Genomic DNA, 18,621 nt, shown 5'->3' on the forward strand with positions numbered 1-18,621 from the left:
TTATTTATTAGTATTTATAATGTGTTATATAATATGGATTATAAATATCTTAACTAGATAGAATAGTTATTTAACTGATCTGCTATTTCATCACTAATAACTAATATATCTATATAATTTGCATTTAATGCTGCAATTAAACTATTAATTTTTTCAGAATCACCGGTGGCACATATTTTTAGAGGGATTTTCTTAAGATTCTCTAAGGTAATACCAATAATTTGATTACTAAAAGGTGTATCTAATTCCTTACCACTTTTATCATAAAATCGAGATAATATATCACCAACGATGTTTTTATCGGTGACTTTTTGGAATAGCTCACCATAAAAACCATACCAAATAGAACTTTTAGATATAGCAGGGCATCCTATACTGAATAAAGCAACGGTTATTTCTTCCCACCATTGATTTAACTCTCTCATATGTTGAGTTTTTTCAATTTCTATTTTTAGCTTTGCTGTATCAACAATTGCGGGGTAATCAATTAAAACAGCTTTACTTTTTAGTTTATTAGAAAGTTTATAGGCAATATTATTGACGTGATATTTTGTTTCGATTTTACCAGAAGGTCCTCCGATCATCGGTACAATAGTTATATTAGCAAATGAGTTATTGTCATTTTTTAAACTGTTGACGATGTAATTAATTGTGCGGCCCCACGATATCCCAATCACATCATTGTCATGAATATTTTTGAGTAATACACTTGAAGCAACATTACAAACAATTTGATTTTTATTATCGTTATCAATATTAAGATTGACGGGAACGACGATGACTTGCTTTAAACTAAATTTTTTACGAATTTTTTCTTCTAAGGCAATATCAGGTAACAAATCATAATTAATTGAAATAGAAACAATACCTAACTCACGGATAGTTTTTAGCATTCGGCTAATGCTTGATCTATGAATATTAACTAACTTAGCTATTTCAGATTGCGTTTTATTTTCCTCATAATAGAGTTGTGCAATTTTAATAAGTAATTTATTTTGTTCAAAATCATTAGTTCCAAAGTTATTGTTAATCATAATTGCATTATCTTGTTTATTATTGCTTTTAAAAACTTATTATATAAATAACATCAAGGTGTCATTTATTAAAGATAACATTATGACATCTTGATGTGAATTGTGTATACCAAAAAATTAAGGTTCAATATCAGGTAAATAGTTTAATATAAAATCTTCCGCCTCTTTTGACCAAATTCCATGATTTTTATTGAGAATTTTTTTCAATGTTATATCATCAGCTGAATCTGTTAAAGACTCTAAATTTTTTAGATCAAAACATTTATGTGTATATACTAATTTTTTGCCACCTTTGATTGTATCTTGAATTTTTGTTATTTCACTAGCTTTATTGATCCCCATGATATGAGAAATGATTTTTGCAACATTTACGGCGCCTGATTCAATTAACTTTACCGCAGATCGCATATCATCGGTATTACCACCTGAGGTTCCTACAATGTGAGTAAAATTATAATGCACATCATAGAAATTAATTTCAGCCATAAAATTCTTATCTTGTGGCCCAGCAAAAAAGTTTAAGCAGCCATCAAAAGCTAATAATTGAGATGCTAAACGAACTAATTCTTGTGATGGTAAAAAAACAAATACATCATCAAAGCTATTTTTAGGCGATTTACTTTTTAATAACGCTAATTGATTATCTGCATTTGATACATCTACAAATTCGATGTTAATACCATTACGAGGTGGATATAAAGTTTTAAAATGTTCTATTTTTTCTTTATTTCGTCCAGTAATAATCACATTTTTAGGTTTGATTGGGCCCCCAAGTGCATAATCTATAGCTAGCATGCCCATTGGTCCTGTACCGCCTAAAATTAAAAGATCGCCATCAGGTTTAATTCCCATGACATGGTCATAACTATTTGGTTTTAAATGATAATTGGCGTTAAAGGCGCCAATTATACAAGATAAAGGTTCAATTAAAGCACCCTCAAAATAAGTTTTTCCTTCATAAGGAATTAAACAATCTTGTTTTAATACATCATGATTAATAATCATATAGGTTGCACAGCCACCAGTATAAGAATAGGAGTAACCAACACAATAAGGACTATCAGCTAATTGTAAATTAGCTTGTACTACATACTTTTGTCCTGGTTTAAATTTATGTTGCCAGTTTTTACCTACTTGTAAAATTTCACCACAACATTCATGCCCAATAATAATGGGATTATTTTTTAAATCAGGGGGAGTTTTTTTATGATCTTCCCCTTGATTGACTAATTTTAATGAAGACATACACATACTATCTACAATGACAGATACTAATATTTCATCGTTTGTAATTTGCGGAAGCTCGAATGACTCTAAACGTAAGTCTTTTTTGCCATATAATCGAACAGCTTGAGTAATCATATATTCCTCTTTTCTAATAAATTAAAATTGGTTAGTACTTATATGCAAATAAATTCAAAAATTTTTTGTTGTTATATTGTCAACCTCAATAAATTTGTTTATACAAATTTATTGAGTAATTGTATCTCTAAGCTAAAATGCCTAAGCTATAACCGAGAATACCAACGGCAAAAAGTGCAAAGATTAATGTAATTGGACTTACTTTTTTTCTAAGTAATTTCATCATTAAAAGAGTTAATCCAAGTGGTAATAACCCAGGCACAAGATCATTAAGTATGCCTTGAACTGTCATGGTGATTTCGTTGCCATTAATATCAGCGGTTTGAGATACAATTAATGGTACATTTATGGAGGTCCATTTGGTAACCAATACCCCCATAATAAAGAGTCCAAGAATTGAAGCACCTTCTGTAAGTTTCGGTAGAATATTGCCAGATAGGTCCTTCACAATACCAATTCCTTTAGATAAACCATAGGTTAATCCATACCATTTCATGGCAAGTCTGACTAAATTGAAAAGAATAAAAAATAGTAATGGACCAGCAATATTACCTGTTAAGGCTAGCGATGCGCCGAGAGCCGCTGTAATTGGACGCAATGTTCCCCATACTAATGGATCACCCACTCCAGCTAATGGTCCCATTAAACCAATTTTTAGGCTATTAATGGTTCCATCATTAATTGGTGCACCATTTGCTCTCGCTTCTTCCATAGCCATAGTTACGCCTAAAACAGGACCACACATAGCTGGTGTAGTGTTAAAAAAAGCTAGATGGCGTTTTAAAGCGTTCCGTTGTTCTTCTTTTGTTTTATAGACACGTTTTATAGTAGGTATCATATCGACGCAAAAAGCTAGCGCATGAATACGTTCATAGTTGAAAGATGCTTGTTGAAAATTAGAACGAATAAACGTACTAACAACATCTTTTTTCTGAATAGTTTTTAACTTATCATTCATAATAAAAATCCTTATTTGTTAATCATCTAATTCGTCATCAGCAATGGTAGAATGGTTATTGGTTGCCATGTTTGCTGTATTTTCACTATTTTTGGATGTATTAAATTTAGGATTTAATTGAACATAAATAATGGCAAAAATAACGCCCAAAATACCAAAAGATAGAAGACTAAAGTTGAGGTACCCGCCTAATACAAAGCCTAAATAGAAAAAAGGTGCTAAATATTTGACCATCATCATATTTAAAACCATGGCATAACCAACTACGACGATAAATCCACCAGCAACAGCAAGACCACCAGTAACAAAATCCGGTAACATATTTAATAAGCTTTGTACTGTGTTAGCATCTACATATATAGCAACTAATGTAGCTGGAATTGCGACTCTTAATGCTTGTACAAAAAGTGCACTAAAGTGTAAAAGTTCAATTTTTCTGAATTGTACTTTTTCTGCTGCGTTATCTGCTTCATGTTGAAATGCGACAGTAATCGTTCTTGCAAAAACAGTAAGAACTTGTCCTGCAGCGGCAACAGGTAACGCAATAGCGATACCTGTTTGGATATCTTGTTTACCAACAACAACTAAAATGGTAGATATTACACTTGCCAATGCAGAATCGGGTGATTGTGCTGCGCCAATATTCATCCAACCTAAAGCAATTAATTCTAGGGTACCACCTAGAATAATGCCGGTTTTAATATCACCTAAAATTAATCCAATTACGGTACAAGCAATTAATGGACGATGGGTTTGAAACTCATCAAGAACACTTCCCATGCCTGCAATACAAGAAAATATAAAAATTAGTACAATTTGAAATAATGAAATTTCCATTTTCGCCCCCATTTATTTATGACATATTGTTAATATGGAAAATCTCGTTCGAGAAGCTTAATAAAATCTACAGCAGGATCAGTAATAACCACTTTTAAACAAAGATTAACGCCCATTTCGTTCATTTTTCTAAATGCAGATACATCTTTTTCATCAACAGAAACAGCTTTAGTAATCTGTTTTTTCCCAGTTTTAAATGACATCCCCCCAATGTTGACATCTTTAATTGGTACTCCCGCTTCAATTAAACGTAATACATCTGTTGGATTTGAAAAAAGATAAAAAACAGTATCATTTTCATATTTAACATTTTTATATACCGCGGCGGCTTTCTCTATAGTTATTACTGAAACTTTTATGCCTGGAGGGGCCGCTTGTTTAACTAAAGTTGAACGTATTTCATCGTGTGCGACTTCATCACTCACGACAATAATTCTTTCTGCTTTTGCTTCTTTGGTCCAAACAGTAGTTACTTGACCGTGAATTAAACGGTCATCAATACGAACTAAGTTTATAATCATTTATAACTCCTCATCGGCTACATTATTTTTTGATAACTCCTTGAAAGATTTGATAAAGTCTAATTTCACCTCATCTAATTGTTCAAATGTGTTGTCAATATTAATTAAAGAAAAATCAAGATTTAATAATTCTAAGCAAAGGGGAAGAGATAAACCGCTGATGACCTCAATATTACCCAATTGCATTGCTAATATTGTTGCAGCGTTATATGGGCTACCGGAGAAAATGTCAGTAATGACAATAAATTGTTCATCTTTAGATTGATTGATGATGTTTAGATATTTTTCTTTAAGATCTTCAACTCCTTCTCCTTGTTCGAATGTTATTGCATATAGATTAGGGTAATTTCCTGCAATCATTTCAATACTCTTTTTCATTTCACAGCCAATTTTGCCATGACCAGATAAAATAATATTCATAAAACACCTTCACAAATTCTCATTTAATTTCACAAATGTTAAAGTAAGTTTATGATCACAAATGATCTTGGTAAATCACTTTTGTGTTAATTTGTGATATAGATTTGATTTTTTCTAAAAAAATTAGAAAAAATAATATATTGTTTTTTGATTAAGTAGATTTGATAGAGAAGAAAGATATTTAATATCTTTTATAGGTACATAATAAAAGTTAAAAAATAAGGATAAGGATAAAACTACCCCTTAACTGCTAAATTTAGAATTTGTAACGTAAATGATTTTTTAAGATAAAAACCTCGGGGGCGGGTCATAATAATTTGTCCATTTTCACCAATCGCTTCTGTTAATGCTTTGCCATTGGCGGCTTTTGGTCTAATTTGTAAATAGGTACCATAGCGGGCAGTTATTTTTTCAACTTGTCCAAGGGCTATCATATCCATTAATTCTTGCCAGTCTTGTTTGAGTTGTAGCTCTTGTTCTGTAGTTGGTGTCCATAAAATTGGGCACCCCACTTTGCGTTGTGCTAATGGTATGGTTCTTTCTCCTTCAATTGGGATCCAAAGAACTTTGGTTAATTTATATTTAACATGACAGGTTTCCCAAATAACACCATGGTTTGCCATTAGTGGTGTAACACTAACAAAAGTAGTTTCTAAAGGTCGGCCCAGCTTATCAACCGGGATTGTTTTAAGTTCTATGCCTAAATTAGCAAAATCTCGTTCGGCTTTACTACCAGCATTAGCACCTAAAAAAGTTTCAATAAGATTACCAACCCAACCCTTTTGTTTATTTAGATTTTCAGGAATTGGCATTTCTAAATAATTTGCTATTTCAGCAAAAGTATATCCTGCCGCTAATTTGGCACGATTCAATAATTGTTGTTCATTAGTAGGGAAAAATCTTGTCATCTTGCAATTTTATAACTTTTTTATCTTAAATACACAACCAAATTATCTTAGTTGTGTATATTGCAGATAATTGTGACTTAGCTTAATTTTTCAATCCAAGTTGCATAAGCATTAATGATTGCTGAAAGAAACTCTTGGCTCTTTGCTGTTATTTTACCATTGGCATCGAAAGCTGAGCTAACACCACCAAAGTAAGCCTCTGGTTGTTGTAAGGTAGGCATGTCAAGAAAGACTAATGATTGACGTAGTTGATGATTAGCACCAAACCCACCAATACCACCAGGTGAAACAGAAATAACTGCGGCTGGTTTTTTTGACCAAACACTTTTACCATAAGGACGAGAACCAACATCAATGGCATTTTTAATGGCAGCAGGCAAGCCTCGATTATATTCAGGTGTTATAAAAATAACGCCTTGGCAGTCAGCGACTTCTTGACGAAAACGTGTGTAAGAAGGCGGCGGTGTTTGGGTATCAATATCTTCGTTATATAAAGGTAAATCACCAATTTGAATAATATGTAATGAAAGTGATGATGGTGCAATTTTTTCAAAGACTTTAGCTACTTTTAAATTATAAGAATCCTTGCGTAAGCTACCGACTAATACTGCAATTTTTTTACTCATTTTCTATCCTCACTCTTCTTAAAACAAGAGGCACTTATTGTGCCTCTTATGTATGATTAATATTTTTGTACAATAGAAAACATTAATGACCAGATGAATCCATCTTACGACCAGTTTCAAATAAGAACCACGCGCGTTTTTCAGTTTCATCAATCCATTCTTCGATAAGACTCGCTGTTGCTGTATCATTATATTTATCACAAATATCATGAGCTTCACGCATGCGAGCAGTTAGTTTGATATTATCTTGGCAAAGCTCAGCAAGCATATCTGATGGTTCAACAAAATCAGCATTATTATCAGAAATACTTTGTAATTTAGAAATGTGACCAATGGAACGTAATGTAGTACCGCCTAATTTACGTACACGTTCGGCGATAGGATCAGTCATAGCAAATAATTGTTCACCATGATCATCTAACATTAAATGGTAATCACGGAAGTGTGGCCCACTTACATGCCAATGGAAATTTTTAGTTTTTAAATATAAAGCAAATACATCAGCTAACACAGAATTCATTGCACCACTAATATCTTTTGATGCTTTTGAACCTAAATCGGTAGGAAATAAAATAGCTGATTGTTGTAGTTTTTTACTAGAAGTAGTACTTTTTGACATCGCATTTCTCCTTTGATTGAATAGTAAGTATTTATAATTACAAATTACGCCAACTCAATATTAAAGTCCAATGAAATTAAGTTAATTTTAGCTATCATTGTTATTCTAGCAATCTATGATTATAAATTTATTTACATAAAAATATTTTTTTTGAAACTATTTCTTTTATTTTGAAAGAAATATTTTCAAAATGTGATCCAATTAAAAGTTTTTAATTTTCATACTTGTTAATATAAATACGAAATTAACTTAACAAGGAGAAAATATGATTGATGCAATTTCATTTGGCGCTGAATGGTTTATTGGTTTATTCCAAGAAGGCGGTAAAGTATTCATTGGAATGGTTACAAGTATAATACCATTATTAATAGCATTACTCGTTGTGATGAATGCAGTAATAAAATTTATCGGTCAAGACCGTATTGAACGTTTAGCACAAGCCTGTGCAGGTAACCCTATATCAAGATATTTATTATTACCATTAATTGGTACCTTTGTATTTTGTAATCCAATGACATTAAGCTTGGGCCGATTTATGCCAGAGGTTTACAAGCCTAGTTATTATGCAGCATCTTCTTATAGTTGCCATTCCATGAATGGATTATTTCCTCATGTGAATCCTGGTGAACTATTTGTCTACTTAGGTATCGCAGCAGGTTTAACTACCTTGAATTTACCATTAGGGCCTCTTGCAGTAAGTTATTTTCTTGTAGGTCTTGTAACTAACTTTTTTAGAGGTTGGATTACTGACTTTTGTACTGCTATTTTTGAAAGAAAAATGGGTATTAAATTAGATAGAAAAGTTCGTCTATAACAATCAGAAGGAAAATAAAATGACTAAATTTATTTATATTGAAAGAGGTGAAGCTGGTTGGGGTGGACCTTTAGAACTTCCGATCATTGCAGGCAAAAAAATTGTGTATATTGCTGCTGGTACAAGACCTGCAATAGTTGATACCTTAGTAAAATTAACTGGTTGGGAAGCTGTTGATGGCTTCAAAGAAGGTGAACCACCAAAAGAAGAAATAGGCGTTGCTGTGATTGATTGTGGTGGTACATTACGTTGTGGTATTTATCCTAAAAATCGAGTACCAACCATAAATATTCATGCTACTGGTAAATCAGGGCCACTTGCTCAATATATTGTTGAAGATATTTATGTTTCTGCTGTCAAACCTAATAATATTAAAGTAATTGAGAAAGAAGGTGATGCGATAATAGAATCTTCTTTATCCCAAGAACAACAAGATACAAATAATAAAACAACTGAATATAAAGAATATGACACTAGTAAAAAGATCACCGAGCAAAGTGATGGTTTATTAGCTAAAATCGGTATTGGTATGGGATCTGGGGTGGCCGTATTTTTCCAAGCTGGTCGAGATACCATTGATACCGTGATCAAAACAATCTTACCTTTTATGGCATTTGTGTCAGCATTAATAGGAATCATTATTGCTTCAGGATTAGGTGATTTTATAGCTCATGGTTTGGTTCCATTAGCCAATAATCCACTTGGTCTGGTTATATTAGCATTAATCTGTTCTTTCCCATTACTTTCACCATTCTTAGGTCCTGGTGCTGTTATTGCGCAAGTTATAGGTACATTAGTTGGGGTACAAATTGGTCTAGGTAATATTCCACCTCATTTAGCATTACCAGCACTATTTGCTATTAATGCACAAGCGGCATGTGATTTTATTCCAGTAGGTTTATCACTCGCAGAAGCTAAACAAGATACCGTACGAGTTGGAGTACCATCAGTACTTGTAAGCCGGTTTTTAACTGGTGCACCAACTGTATTGATTGCTTGGGCCGTGTCATTGTTTATTTATCAGTAAAACTTTTATATCAAATACAATTATTAAGAAGGTTAATGATGTCAATTGTTATCTATCAGTCGAAAATTAATCAAATTGGTGAATTTGCACCAGAAGCATTAACGGATGGTATGTTAATCCTTTTTAAAGAAGGGGCACCTTCAGACCTGGCCGATTATTGTTTTGTACATAGTCATGGTGATTTAAAACAGGACATACAAGTAGGTCAGAAATTTCAATTGGGTAATCATGTTTATAACATTACTTCTGTTGGTGACGTTGCAAATAATAATTTCCGTGAATTAGGCCATATCACATTAAAGTTTGATGGTAATCATAAAGCTGAATTACCAGGAACAGTTCATTTAGAAGGTCAAATGCCTAATCAACTTTGTGTTGGTGATGAAGTGAAAATTTTAAGCGATTGAGGAATATAAAAATGAAAAAAGTAGCAGTAATTATTGGTGGTGGGCAAACTTTAGGTGAATTTCTCTGTAATGGTATTGCTGACGCTGGATATAATGTTGTGGTTGCTGATTTGAATATCGGCAACGCTAATAAAGTAGCTGAGTCTATTAATCAAAAACATGGTGTTGGTACGGCCAAAGGTTTTGGTGTTGATGCAACTAATGAAGAAAGCGTAATTAAGTTGGCTAGTGATGTCGATAATACCTTTAATCGTGTTGATTTATTGGTATATAGTGCAGGTGTTGCTAAAGCAGCTCCAATTACAAATTTCTCCTTAAGTGATTTCCAATTATCTGTTAATGTGAATCTAACTGGTTATTTTTTATGCGCGCGTGAGTTTGCTAAATTGATGATTAAGCATAATACTCATGGTCGAATTATACAAATTAACTCAAAATCGGGCAAAGTTGGTAGTAAGCATAATTCAGGATATAGTGCATCTAAGTTCGGAGGTGTTGGTTTGACACAATCTTTAGCATTAGATTTAGCTGAGTATGGTATTACAGTTAATTCATTGATGCTAGGTAATTTATTAAAATCGCCAATGTTCCAATCATTACTACCACAGTATGCAAAAAAACTAGGGATTCCTGAAAACCAAGTAGAACAAGTTTATATTGATAAAGTACCACTTAAACGTGGTTGTGATTATCAGGATGTCCTAAATGTATTATTATTTTATGCTAGTGATAAAGCTTCATATTGTACAGGCCAATCAATTAACATTACTGGTGGACAAGTGATGTTCTAGGTAGAATAAAGTGCGAAAATGAGCGTAGTCGTTTTCGCACCTTTTTGTTTGAATAAAATATGAATGGAGCCCTCTATGAATATGACTACCACTTTAATTGTGATTGCACTTATTGCTTGGTGCATTCAAATTGTATTCAGTTGGTTTCAAATTCGTCGTTTCAATCGTGCTTTTTTGACTATGAAAAAAGGAACTTACTTGGGGGTTGGTCGCAGTAAAACCAAACGATTTAAACCCAGAGTATTAATAGCTATTTCATTAGATGAGAATCAGATCGTTATTGATTCAATTTCAATGAAAGGAATTACTGTTTTTGCTTTACCTAAGCCTATTACTCAATTACATGGGCTAACAGCTACAGACATTATTCCAGAAAATATTTTTCCTAATGACCTCGCTTCGCAAAGTGCATTAACTGTAGCATTGACCGTAAATAAATGATAATTTCTTTTATTTTGAAAAGTATTTTCTTTCATTTTGAAGTATAATTAGCTCGCTAATAAATTTATTTTATTTGCAAACAATAATAATGGAATTTAAATATGAAAGTAAAACACCGGCAATCAGCTATTTTAGAATATCTGCAAAATAATGGACAAGTAAGTATTGATGAATTAGTGGAGTATTTTAAAACTACAGGTACTACAATTCGTAAAGATTTAACTCAACTTCAAGAAAGCGGATTAGTCTTAAGAACTTATGGCGGAGCAATGTTAAATCGAGAAATTGGTGATAGAGCTATTGATCATAAGACTTATATAAACATACAACAAAAAAAAGCTATCGCTCATGAAGCAGCTAAATTAATTCATGAAGGGGATTCTATTATCTTTGATGCAGGTAGCACTGTTGCTCAAATGATACCAATGTTAGCTGCATTCAATAACCTTACAATTATGACTAATAGTTTACATATGGTAAATGAATTAGTTGCTAACGATAATGACCAAACCATTATATTAACTGGAGGAACTTTTCGTCGTAAATCCGCATCTTTCCATAGTAACAATGCTTCGGCAATTGCAGCTTTTGAAGCTTATACGTTTGATAAACTTTTTATGGGGGCTGATGGGGTTGATTTAGTCGGAGGAATTACTACTTTTAATGAAAGCTATCATGGTAGTGTAGCTATGAGTAAGGCTGCCGCTAAGTTGATTTTATTAGTTGATTCATCAAAATTTGGGCGTCGCAGTCCTAATGTTGTTTGTGATTTACATGCTGTTGATACTATTATCACGGATAGTAATTTAGACGACAGGTATTATAAAGCATTAACTCAAAAAGGGATTAAAGTCGTTAAAGTAGCAGTTACAGAAGAGTAATGTAATAAAGGATTATATGTTATTTATAATAGCTGGAAATACTAAGTATGAATAATATGTCTAATAAAATATTATTCATACTTAACTTTTATTAAAAGCTAATAATATTTGTTATTGGTATGTAAATCAAAATAGTAAGCGAGCTCTAATAGTTCCGGGTACTTTTTTTAACTTAACTAATAATTCTTCCGCTTTATTTTGTTCTACTCTATCAATGTCAATAACTACATAACCAATTGTAGGATCGGTTTGTAAATATTGAGCTGATATATTCAAACCTTGTTCCGCAAATAAGGTATTAATGGCTGTCAAAACTCCGGGTTGATTATGGTGAATATTTAAGAACCGACTAGTGCTGTTAGCTAAAATAGGTAATGATGCCTCAGGAAAATTGACAGCTGAAAGTGTAGCCCCGGTATCAGAGTATTTAGCTAATTTACTGGCTACTTCAATACCAATGTTTTCCTGTGCTTCACTTGTTGAACCACCAATGTGAGGGGTAATAATAACATTATCAAATTTACATAATGGTGATTGAAATGGATCACTATTACTTGCTGGTTCGGTTGGGAATACATCGATCGCTGCACCACTAAGTTTATTGGTTTCTAATGCTTGTGTTAATGCATTAATATCAATTACTGTACCACGTGAAGCATTGATCAAAATAGCATTGGCCTTCATAATTCCAATTTCATTGGCACCAATCATATTCATTGTCGTTGGATTTTCAGGGACATGCATACTGACAATATCACTCATCTTAAGTAATTCTTGCATCGTAGACATTTGTTTAGCATTACCTAATGGCAATTTTGTCTCAATATCATAAAAATACACATTCATGCCAAGGGATTCAGCCAATACACTTAATTGACTACCAATGTGGCCATAACCAATAATTCCAAGATTTTTACCCCTAGCTTCATGTGAACCAGTAGCAATTTTATTCCATTTGCCTTGATGTGCTTTAGCATTTGCTTCAGGTACGCGGCGGAGCAATAAAATAGCTTCAGCTAATACTAATTCGGCAACAGAACGGGTATTAGAAAATGGTGCATTAAATACAGGGATACCTTTAACAGTAGCGGCTTGTAAATCAACTTGATTAGTACCAATACAAAAACAACCAATACCAGCGAGTTTTGGGGCAGCTTCAATGATTTCTTTGGTTAACTTCGTTCTGGAACGAACGCCAACAAAACGGACATCTTTGAGTGCTTGTTTAAGTTCTGCTGGGGATAGTGCACTTTTATGATACTCAATATTTGTATAACCTGCTGATTTTAACGTTTCAATGGCACTAGGATGAATACCTTCCAATAATAGAAATTTATTTTCATCTTTGGTTAGAACCTGAACAACCATTTTTCCCTCTCTTTCCTATTAAATTAATTGATAGTTCTTGTCATAAAATATTATGCATAAAATTATTTCATTTCTTCAACGCCGAAACTTGTTCCTATGAGTGCAATATCGGCTCCTTTATTCGCAAATAGTCCTACTGTCACCACGCCAGGAATGTTATTAATTTGTTTCTCTAATTCTATAGGTTTAGCAATGATAAAATCATGAACGTCTAAAATAACATTACCATTGTCAGTGACGACATTTTGACGATATATAGGTTTCCCTCCAAGCTTAAATAGCTCTCTAGCTACGTAAGATCGTGCCATAGGAATTACTTCAACAGGTAAGGGAAATTTGCCTAACACGTCAACTACTTTTGACTCGTCGACAATACAGATAAACTGTTTAGCTAATGCCGAAACAATTTTTTCACGGGTTAAAGCTGCACCCCCACCTTTAATCATTTGCATATGATGATTAATTTCATCGGCACCATCAACGTAAATATCCAAGCTATCAACTTCATTGCAGTCTAATACAGGAATACCATAACTTTTTAATTTTTGGGTTGAGACTTCAGAACTAGATACGGTTCCTTTAATTTGGTCTTTAATTGTTGCTAAGGCATCAATAAAATGCGCAGCCGTTGAACCTGTACCAACACCGATTAATGAATCCGGCTTTACATACTTTAATGCTGACCAACCTACTGCTTTTTTTAATTCATCTTGCGTCATGATATCACCTTATTATTAAAAATAATTTTTCTTAAACATAAAAATTAAAAGCAAAATTTATGAAGATATGGCATAGTAACCAATTGGAAAGCAAAAATCATTAGGATTTTAAGAAAATATTTTAATTTTTTGCTATATTTACGTCTTTATTTATATATTAAAATGGCTTGTATATTTAGGCCCTAATTGAATCATTTATAAAGAGATTATGAAGCGTCCAGATTATAGAGCACTCCAAGCATTAGATGCAGTGATAAAAGAAAGAGGGTTTGAAAGAGCTGCCGATAAGTTGTGTATTACACAGCCTGCAGTGTCGCAACGTATTAAGCAATTAGAAAGCTTTTTTGGGCAGCAGTTGCTTGTACGTACTATTCCGCCAAAGGCGACTAAACAAGGTGAACATCTTCTCGGATTATTGCATCAAGTTGAATTATTAGAACAACAATGGTTAGGTGACAATGAACAAAATACTACGCCATTGTCATTATCTATTGCGGTTAATGCTGACTCTTTGGCTACTTGGTTATTACCAGCACTAAAACCAGTATTAAATAAAAATATATTACGTTTTGATATCCAAGTAAAAGATGAAGAACATACTTTGGAATTACTGCGTTTAGGGACTGTAGTTGCTGCGATTAGTATTCAAAGCACTCCTTTACCAGGTTGTTTATCTGATTTATTAGGTGCATTAGATTATATTTTTGTTGCATCTCCTGATTTTGCTAAAAAATACTTTCCTAATGGTGTAACTAGAGCTTCATTATTAAAGGCACCTGCGGTAGCTTTTGATCATCTAGATGATATGCATCAGGCATTTTTACAGGAGAATTTTAATCTTACTCCAGGCAGTGTGGTATGTCATATTACTAGTTCTTCTGAGGCTTTTGTACATTTGGCTAAACAAGGATCTGCATGTTGCATGTTACCAATATTACAAGTCGAAAATGAATTAAAAAATGGTGAGTTAATTAATCTTACTGAGGGATTATATCAAAAACGCATGCTTTATTGGCATCGATTTGCACCTGAAAGTAGTGTGATGCAAAATATTTCTGAGACATTAATTAACTATGCACATAATACACTATCACAACCTCAAAATTATAAATAATAATTAAAACTGTTTGAATTTTATTCTTAAACGTTAGCTTTACCTGAAACTTCTTTACAATATACAGATTTTAATACAAAGAGCCATTGATATGAGCTATTTAAAAAATGATCGCTACTTACGAGCTTTACAGTGTTTACCTGTAGATTACACACCAGTGTGGATGATGCGCCAAGCAGGTCGCTATTTGCCAGAATATCGTAAGCTGAGGTTAAAGGCTGGTAATTTTATGACTTTGTGTCAGACCCCTGAACTTGCTTGTGAAGCAACTTTGCAGCCATTAAAAAGATTTGATCTGGATGCGGCAATTATTTTTTCCGATATTTTAACTATACCTGATGCAATGGGGTTAGGACTACATTTTGAGGCAGGTGAAGGTCCAAAATTTGTCAAACCGATTTTAAGTAATATTGATATTGAACAATTACCAATTCCTGATCCTGAACAATCCCTGAAATATGTTATGGATGCAATTCGCCTTACTAAGAAAGAGTTAGCTGGAAAAATACCATTAATAGGATTTTCTGGTAGTCCTTGGACATTGGCAACTTATATGCTTGAGGGTGGTAGTAGTAAAGCATTTACTAAAATCAAAAAAATGATGTATTGCGATCCCAAAGCCTTGCATTTATTACTTAATAAATTATCAACTTGTATTGCACTATATCTAAATGCACAAATCCAAGCGGGAGCTCAATCTATTATGATTTTTGATACTTGGGGTGGGGTATTAAGCCATCAATGTTATCAAGAGTTCTCACTTTATTATATGCAAATGATCTTGTCACAGTTAACTCGTGGAGTTAAAAGTCCAGATGTTACATCTTATGTACCTATCACTTTGTTTACTAAAGGTGGTGGATTATGGTTAGATCACATCATGCAAACCGGATGTGACGCGATTGGCGTCGATTGGACGGTAGATTTAAGTAAAATAAAGCATAAAGGTCAAGTTGCAGTGCAAGGTAATTTAGATCCTTCAATTCTATATGCTGGTAAATCAATCATAGAGTCTAATGTTGATACTGTCCTTACTGAGTTTGGGGGTTATAATGGGCATATTTTTAATTTGGGGCATGGTATTCACCAAGATACTCCGGTAGAGCATGTACAATATTTGATAGATGCTGTACATCAGCAATCTAAAAGGTATCATTATGATTAAAAATCCAGTTCAATTACGCATGGAAAAGTTAGCTGTATGGCAACAACGATTATTTATGGTTTGTTTATGTGAACGGATGTATCCTAATTTTGCTTATTATTGTCAACAACAGCAAAATGATGAAGATGCTAAAAGTTACAAAAAAATACTTGACCTAATTTGGGAATCTTTATTAGTTAAAGGTGTAAAAATTAATTTTGATTTACAATTAGAAAAATTAGAAGCTATTATACCTTTAGTAAGCGATGATGCCCCTTATATGGTTTATCCTGCTATAGATGCGTGTCAAGCGTTGAGTGAACTTCTACATTCTTATTTGAGTGGTGAAATAGCCGAGCATACCACTAAAGTTAGTAGCCTCTCGGCAACAACTATAGCTGAATTTGAAATGACAAAAGCAGATTCTTTTCTATCAGAAGATGAACAAGCTCGTTTACCACTAGTGGTTGATGAATTCGATTTGCAGTGGGAGATTTTTCGGTTACTACGAGATGAAACAGATGATGCAATTGAATTAATTAAAGGCTTAAAGTCTGATATTCGTTCAGTCGCAACTAGCAATATTGGTGTTTTTTTGAGCAATTAAATCATTGAAAGCCAAATTTTTTTATTTTTTATTAAATTTTTCTTTAATATTAGGGAAATATAGACTACATTTACTACCAATGTAATCTAAATGTCGTTTACAGTTGTAAAGTTATATTTTTAACTTTACTTATAACATTACTTTAACAATAAAATAATTATGTAAGGATATATCCATGAATAAAACAGAACTTGTCGATGCAATTGCTAGCAAAGCTAATATTACAAAAGTAGCTGCTAAAACAGCACTAGAAGCAACTTTAGCCGCTGTTACTGAATCATTGAAAGCTGGTGACCCAGTACAATTAGTTGGTTTTGGTACATTTAAAGTAAATGCGCGTAAAGCACGAACTGGTCGTAACCCTAAAACTGGTAAAGAAATTAAGATTCCAGCAAGCAAAGTTCCAGCTTTTGTATCTGGTAAAAGCTTAAAAGAAGCAATTAAATAATATTGCTTTTTATTTCTATCAGTTATTTGGGTAGGAATAAGTGATAGGTCATAAGTTCTAATCTTATGGCCTTTTATTTTGTCTATTTATTATTGGCTATTCTGCCACTAATTGATATATTGCTAAAAATTAGATTCTATTGCTAATAAACTTAAGCTGTTATTTCAACAAAATGTGCATTTAAGATATTAGCTAAATCTTGTGGTGAAATTTCAATTTCTAATCCTCGTCGCCCACCTGATACAAATATCATTGAAAATTGTTGAGCAGTTAAATCAATTAATGTTGGTAAATGCTTTTTCTGGCCTAAAGGGCTGATACCACCAACTAAGTAACCTGTGATTTTTGTGGCCACATTAGGATCCGCTAACTCAATTTTTTTACAGTTTAATGTTTTGGCTGCTTTTTTAAGATCTAAATGACAATTCACTGGTAACACGCAAACAGCAAATGTTTTATTATCATCATTTAAATTGAGGATAAGTGTTTTAAAAACTTGCCCGGGAACAATGTTCAATTTGGGGTCAAGTTTACTAACTGCTTCTTGTCCATAGTGAGTTTCATATACATCATGTTCATATTGATGTATATGAAATTTGATCTTTAACTTTTTAAGCAAATTAATAGCTGGCGTCATTATAATACCTAATTAATAATAACTGATTAGTCAGTATTCTCTTTTTACTAATAACTAATTAGTAAAAAGAGCTAGTTACGTTTTATTATAGTATTAAATTTGTATTATTAGGATTACTTTCTGTTAAGTTCATTTCTTTATCAGAAAGCAGTTGATTTATGCGATAAAAAAAGCAGATTACGAAAATATCAACTAAATTAGACACAGTTGAAAGTATCAAATCCAAAATAAAGTTATCACCATAAGTCGCCGATAAAGCAGATAGTATAAGCATACAAAAAGCATCAATAATTAATATTAAGCAGCCTTGTTGCCAATATTTTTTAGCTAATTGATGGCTTTGAACAAAAAGCTGGATAAAACTTTTTGTTGATGGGGCAATAATTGAGCCAATAAAAAAGTAATAAACAGTCATTATTAAAAGTGTAAAACCTACCATAAAAAATATCATCATTATGGTACCTAATTCTGGCATAACCATCCGGAGTGTAAAAAATACTAATCCAAAGAATAATAAAATAAATAGAATAATAAACGTATAAATAGTACCAATTCCAAATACTTTTATTATGCTAGAAAGGAATTTAGACAGTAATATTTTAATATTAAATTTATCACTGATAGCTAGATTATAAATAGTAGCAACATCTACTGAAACAATAATTAAAGATGCAAATATTAATACAACCAACATTTTTAATATAGTCGAAAGTACAATTAATACATCTTGTGTATTGGCTAATTGCTCAAGCGTTTTTTCATCCATAATATAGTTAGACACCAATACATGGAATAATCCGGTTATTAAGCTAACTATAATAAATTGCCAAAATCGATTTCGAATAAAATTTTTGGTTTGATTGAAAATCAAAGAAAAGGATAAGTTTGTTTGCATGTTAATATTATTACCTTATTAGTGGTAACTCAGACAGAATTAC

23 protein-coding genes are annotated in these 18,621 nt (G+C 32.6%); 10 read left to right on the forward strand and 13 right to left on the reverse strand.

Going from position 1 to position 18,621, the window contains the following annotated elements:
- Positions 1–53 precede the first annotated feature (53 nt).
- From A9G12_RS01795 to A9G12_RS01835, 9 genes are all read right to left on the reverse strand, one after another.
- Complete coding sequence (locus tag A9G12_RS01795; RefSeq protein ID WP_065564175.1) at positions 54–1,034, reverse strand: sugar-binding transcriptional regulator; 981 nt, start codon at positions 1,032–1,034, stop codon at positions 54–56.
- A 117-nt stretch (positions 1,035–1,151) separates the two neighbouring features.
- Positions 1,152–2,396 carry a zinc-binding dehydrogenase gene (locus A9G12_RS01800; protein WP_065564176.1) on the reverse strand — a complete coding sequence of 415 codons (1,245 nt, stop codon included), beginning with the start codon at positions 2,394–2,396 and terminating at the stop codon, positions 1,152–1,154.
- Positions 2,397–2,523: 127 nt separating this feature from the next.
- Positions 2,524–3,354 carry a mannose/fructose/sorbose PTS transporter subunit IID gene (locus A9G12_RS01805; protein WP_065564177.1) on the reverse strand — a complete coding sequence of 277 codons (831 nt, stop codon included), beginning with the start codon at positions 3,352–3,354 and terminating at the stop codon, positions 2,524–2,526.
- A gap of 18 nt (positions 3,355–3,372) precedes the next feature.
- The gene (locus A9G12_RS01810; RefSeq protein ID WP_065564178.1) at positions 3,373–4,191 is read right to left on the reverse strand and encodes a PTS mannose/fructose/sorbose transporter subunit IIC; all 819 of its coding nucleotides are present in this window, start codon (positions 4,189–4,191) and stop codon (positions 3,373–3,375) included.
- A 29-nt stretch (positions 4,192–4,220) separates the two neighbouring features.
- A complete protein-coding gene (locus tag A9G12_RS01815; RefSeq protein WP_065564179.1) occupies positions 4,221–4,712 on the reverse strand; it encodes a PTS system mannose/fructose/N-acetylgalactosamine-transporter subunit IIB in 492 nt (163 codons plus the stop codon).
- Positions 4,713–5,132: a PTS sugar transporter subunit IIA gene (locus A9G12_RS01820; protein ID WP_065564180.1), complete on the reverse strand. Its 420-nt coding sequence runs from the start codon at positions 5,130–5,132 to the stop codon at positions 4,713–4,715.
- A 236-nt stretch (positions 5,133–5,368) separates the two neighbouring features.
- On the reverse strand, positions 5,369–6,040 hold the full coding sequence (mutH, locus tag A9G12_RS01825) for a DNA mismatch repair endonuclease MutH (protein WP_065564181.1): 672 nt from the start codon (positions 6,038–6,040) through the stop codon (positions 5,369–5,371).
- A 77-nt stretch (positions 6,041–6,117) separates the two neighbouring features.
- Entirely contained in the window at positions 6,118–6,666 is a 549-nt protein-coding gene (locus tag A9G12_RS01830; protein ID WP_065564182.1) for an NADPH-dependent FMN reductase, read from the reverse strand.
- 82 nt (positions 6,667–6,748) lie between these two features.
- On the reverse strand, positions 6,749–7,285 hold the full coding sequence (locus A9G12_RS01835) for a Dps family protein (RefSeq protein WP_065564183.1): 537 nt from the start codon (positions 7,283–7,285) through the stop codon (positions 6,749–6,751).
- 265 nt (positions 7,286–7,550) lie between these two features.
- Between A9G12_RS01835 and srlA the strand changes: the two genes are divergently transcribed.
- The 6 genes from srlA to srlR all read left to right on the forward strand — a co-directional run bounded on the left by srlA (position 7,551) and on the right by srlR (position 11,646).
- Positions 7,551–8,099 carry a PTS glucitol/sorbitol transporter subunit IIC gene (srlA, locus tag A9G12_RS01840; RefSeq protein ID WP_065564184.1) on the forward strand — a complete coding sequence of 183 codons (549 nt, stop codon included), beginning with the start codon at positions 7,551–7,553 and terminating at the stop codon, positions 8,097–8,099.
- A gap of 19 nt (positions 8,100–8,118) precedes the next feature.
- A complete protein-coding gene (gene srlE, locus A9G12_RS01845; protein ID WP_065564185.1) occupies positions 8,119–9,126 on the forward strand; it encodes a PTS glucitol/sorbitol transporter subunit IIB in 1,008 nt (335 codons plus the stop codon).
- Positions 9,127–9,164: 38 nt separating this feature from the next.
- Entirely contained in the window at positions 9,165–9,533 is a 369-nt protein-coding gene (gene srlB, locus A9G12_RS01850; protein WP_065564186.1) for a PTS glucitol/sorbitol transporter subunit IIA, read from the forward strand.
- A gap of 11 nt (positions 9,534–9,544) precedes the next feature.
- Positions 9,545–10,324, forward strand: a complete 780-nt coding sequence (gene srlD / locus A9G12_RS01855; RefSeq protein WP_065564187.1) for a sorbitol-6-phosphate dehydrogenase — start codon at positions 9,545–9,547, stop codon at positions 10,322–10,324.
- 75 nt (positions 10,325–10,399) lie between these two features.
- The gene (gene gutM / locus A9G12_RS01860) at positions 10,400–10,765 is read left to right on the forward strand and encodes a transcriptional regulator GutM (RefSeq protein WP_065564188.1); all 366 of its coding nucleotides are present in this window, start codon (positions 10,400–10,402) and stop codon (positions 10,763–10,765) included.
- A 101-nt stretch (positions 10,766–10,866) separates the two neighbouring features.
- Positions 10,867–11,646, forward strand: a complete 780-nt coding sequence (gene srlR / locus A9G12_RS01865; protein WP_065564189.1) for a glucitol operon DNA-binding transcriptional repressor SrlR — start codon at positions 10,867–10,869, stop codon at positions 11,644–11,646.
- A gap of 126 nt (positions 11,647–11,772) precedes the next feature.
- Here the strand turns inward: srlR and serA are convergent, their stop codons facing one another.
- Positions 11,773–13,014: a phosphoglycerate dehydrogenase gene (gene serA, locus A9G12_RS01870; protein ID WP_065564190.1), complete on the reverse strand. Its 1,242-nt coding sequence runs from the start codon at positions 13,012–13,014 to the stop codon at positions 11,773–11,775.
- 62 nt (positions 13,015–13,076) lie between these two features.
- The gene (gene rpiA, locus A9G12_RS01875) at positions 13,077–13,733 is read right to left on the reverse strand and encodes a ribose-5-phosphate isomerase RpiA (protein ID WP_065564191.1); all 657 of its coding nucleotides are present in this window, start codon (positions 13,731–13,733) and stop codon (positions 13,077–13,079) included.
- Between the two features lie 208 nt (positions 13,734–13,941).
- Between rpiA and A9G12_RS01880 the strand changes: the two genes are divergently transcribed.
- From A9G12_RS01880 to A9G12_RS01895, 4 genes are all read left to right on the forward strand, one after another.
- Positions 13,942–14,847 carry a LysR family transcriptional regulator ArgP gene (locus tag A9G12_RS01880; RefSeq protein ID WP_065564192.1) on the forward strand — a complete coding sequence of 302 codons (906 nt, stop codon included), beginning with the start codon at positions 13,942–13,944 and terminating at the stop codon, positions 14,845–14,847.
- A 91-nt stretch (positions 14,848–14,938) separates the two neighbouring features.
- The gene (gene hemE, locus A9G12_RS01885; RefSeq protein WP_065564193.1) at positions 14,939–16,012 is read left to right on the forward strand and encodes a uroporphyrinogen decarboxylase; all 1,074 of its coding nucleotides are present in this window, start codon (positions 14,939–14,941) and stop codon (positions 16,010–16,012) included.
- Positions 16,005–16,598, forward strand: a complete 594-nt coding sequence (locus A9G12_RS01890) for a YjaG family protein (RefSeq protein WP_065564194.1) — start codon at positions 16,005–16,007, stop codon at positions 16,596–16,598. Before hemE ends, A9G12_RS01890 begins: the two co-directional genes overlap by 8 nt.
- 175 nt (positions 16,599–16,773) lie before the next feature.
- Positions 16,774–17,046 carry an HU family DNA-binding protein gene (locus tag A9G12_RS01895; RefSeq protein ID WP_065564195.1) on the forward strand — a complete coding sequence of 91 codons (273 nt, stop codon included), beginning with the start codon at positions 16,774–16,776 and terminating at the stop codon, positions 17,044–17,046.
- Positions 17,047–17,197: 151 nt separating this feature from the next.
- On the opposite strand, the gene ybaK is transcribed toward A9G12_RS01895, so the two are convergent.
- Positions 17,198–17,683: a Cys-tRNA(Pro) deacylase gene (ybaK, locus tag A9G12_RS01900; RefSeq protein ID WP_065564196.1), complete on the reverse strand. Its 486-nt coding sequence runs from the start codon at positions 17,681–17,683 to the stop codon at positions 17,198–17,200.
- Positions 17,684–17,768: 85 nt separating this feature from the next.
- Positions 17,769–18,578 (reverse strand): hypothetical protein, encoded by an 810-nt coding sequence (locus A9G12_RS01905; RefSeq protein ID WP_065564197.1) that lies wholly within the window; start codon positions 18,576–18,578, stop codon positions 17,769–17,771.
- Positions 18,579–18,621 lie beyond the last annotated feature (43 nt).

The organism is Gilliamella sp. wkB112 (assembly GCF_001690685.1).
In the GTDB taxonomy this organism is placed as follows: Bacteria; Pseudomonadota; Gammaproteobacteria; order Enterobacterales; family Orbaceae; genus Gilliamella; species Gilliamella apicola_J.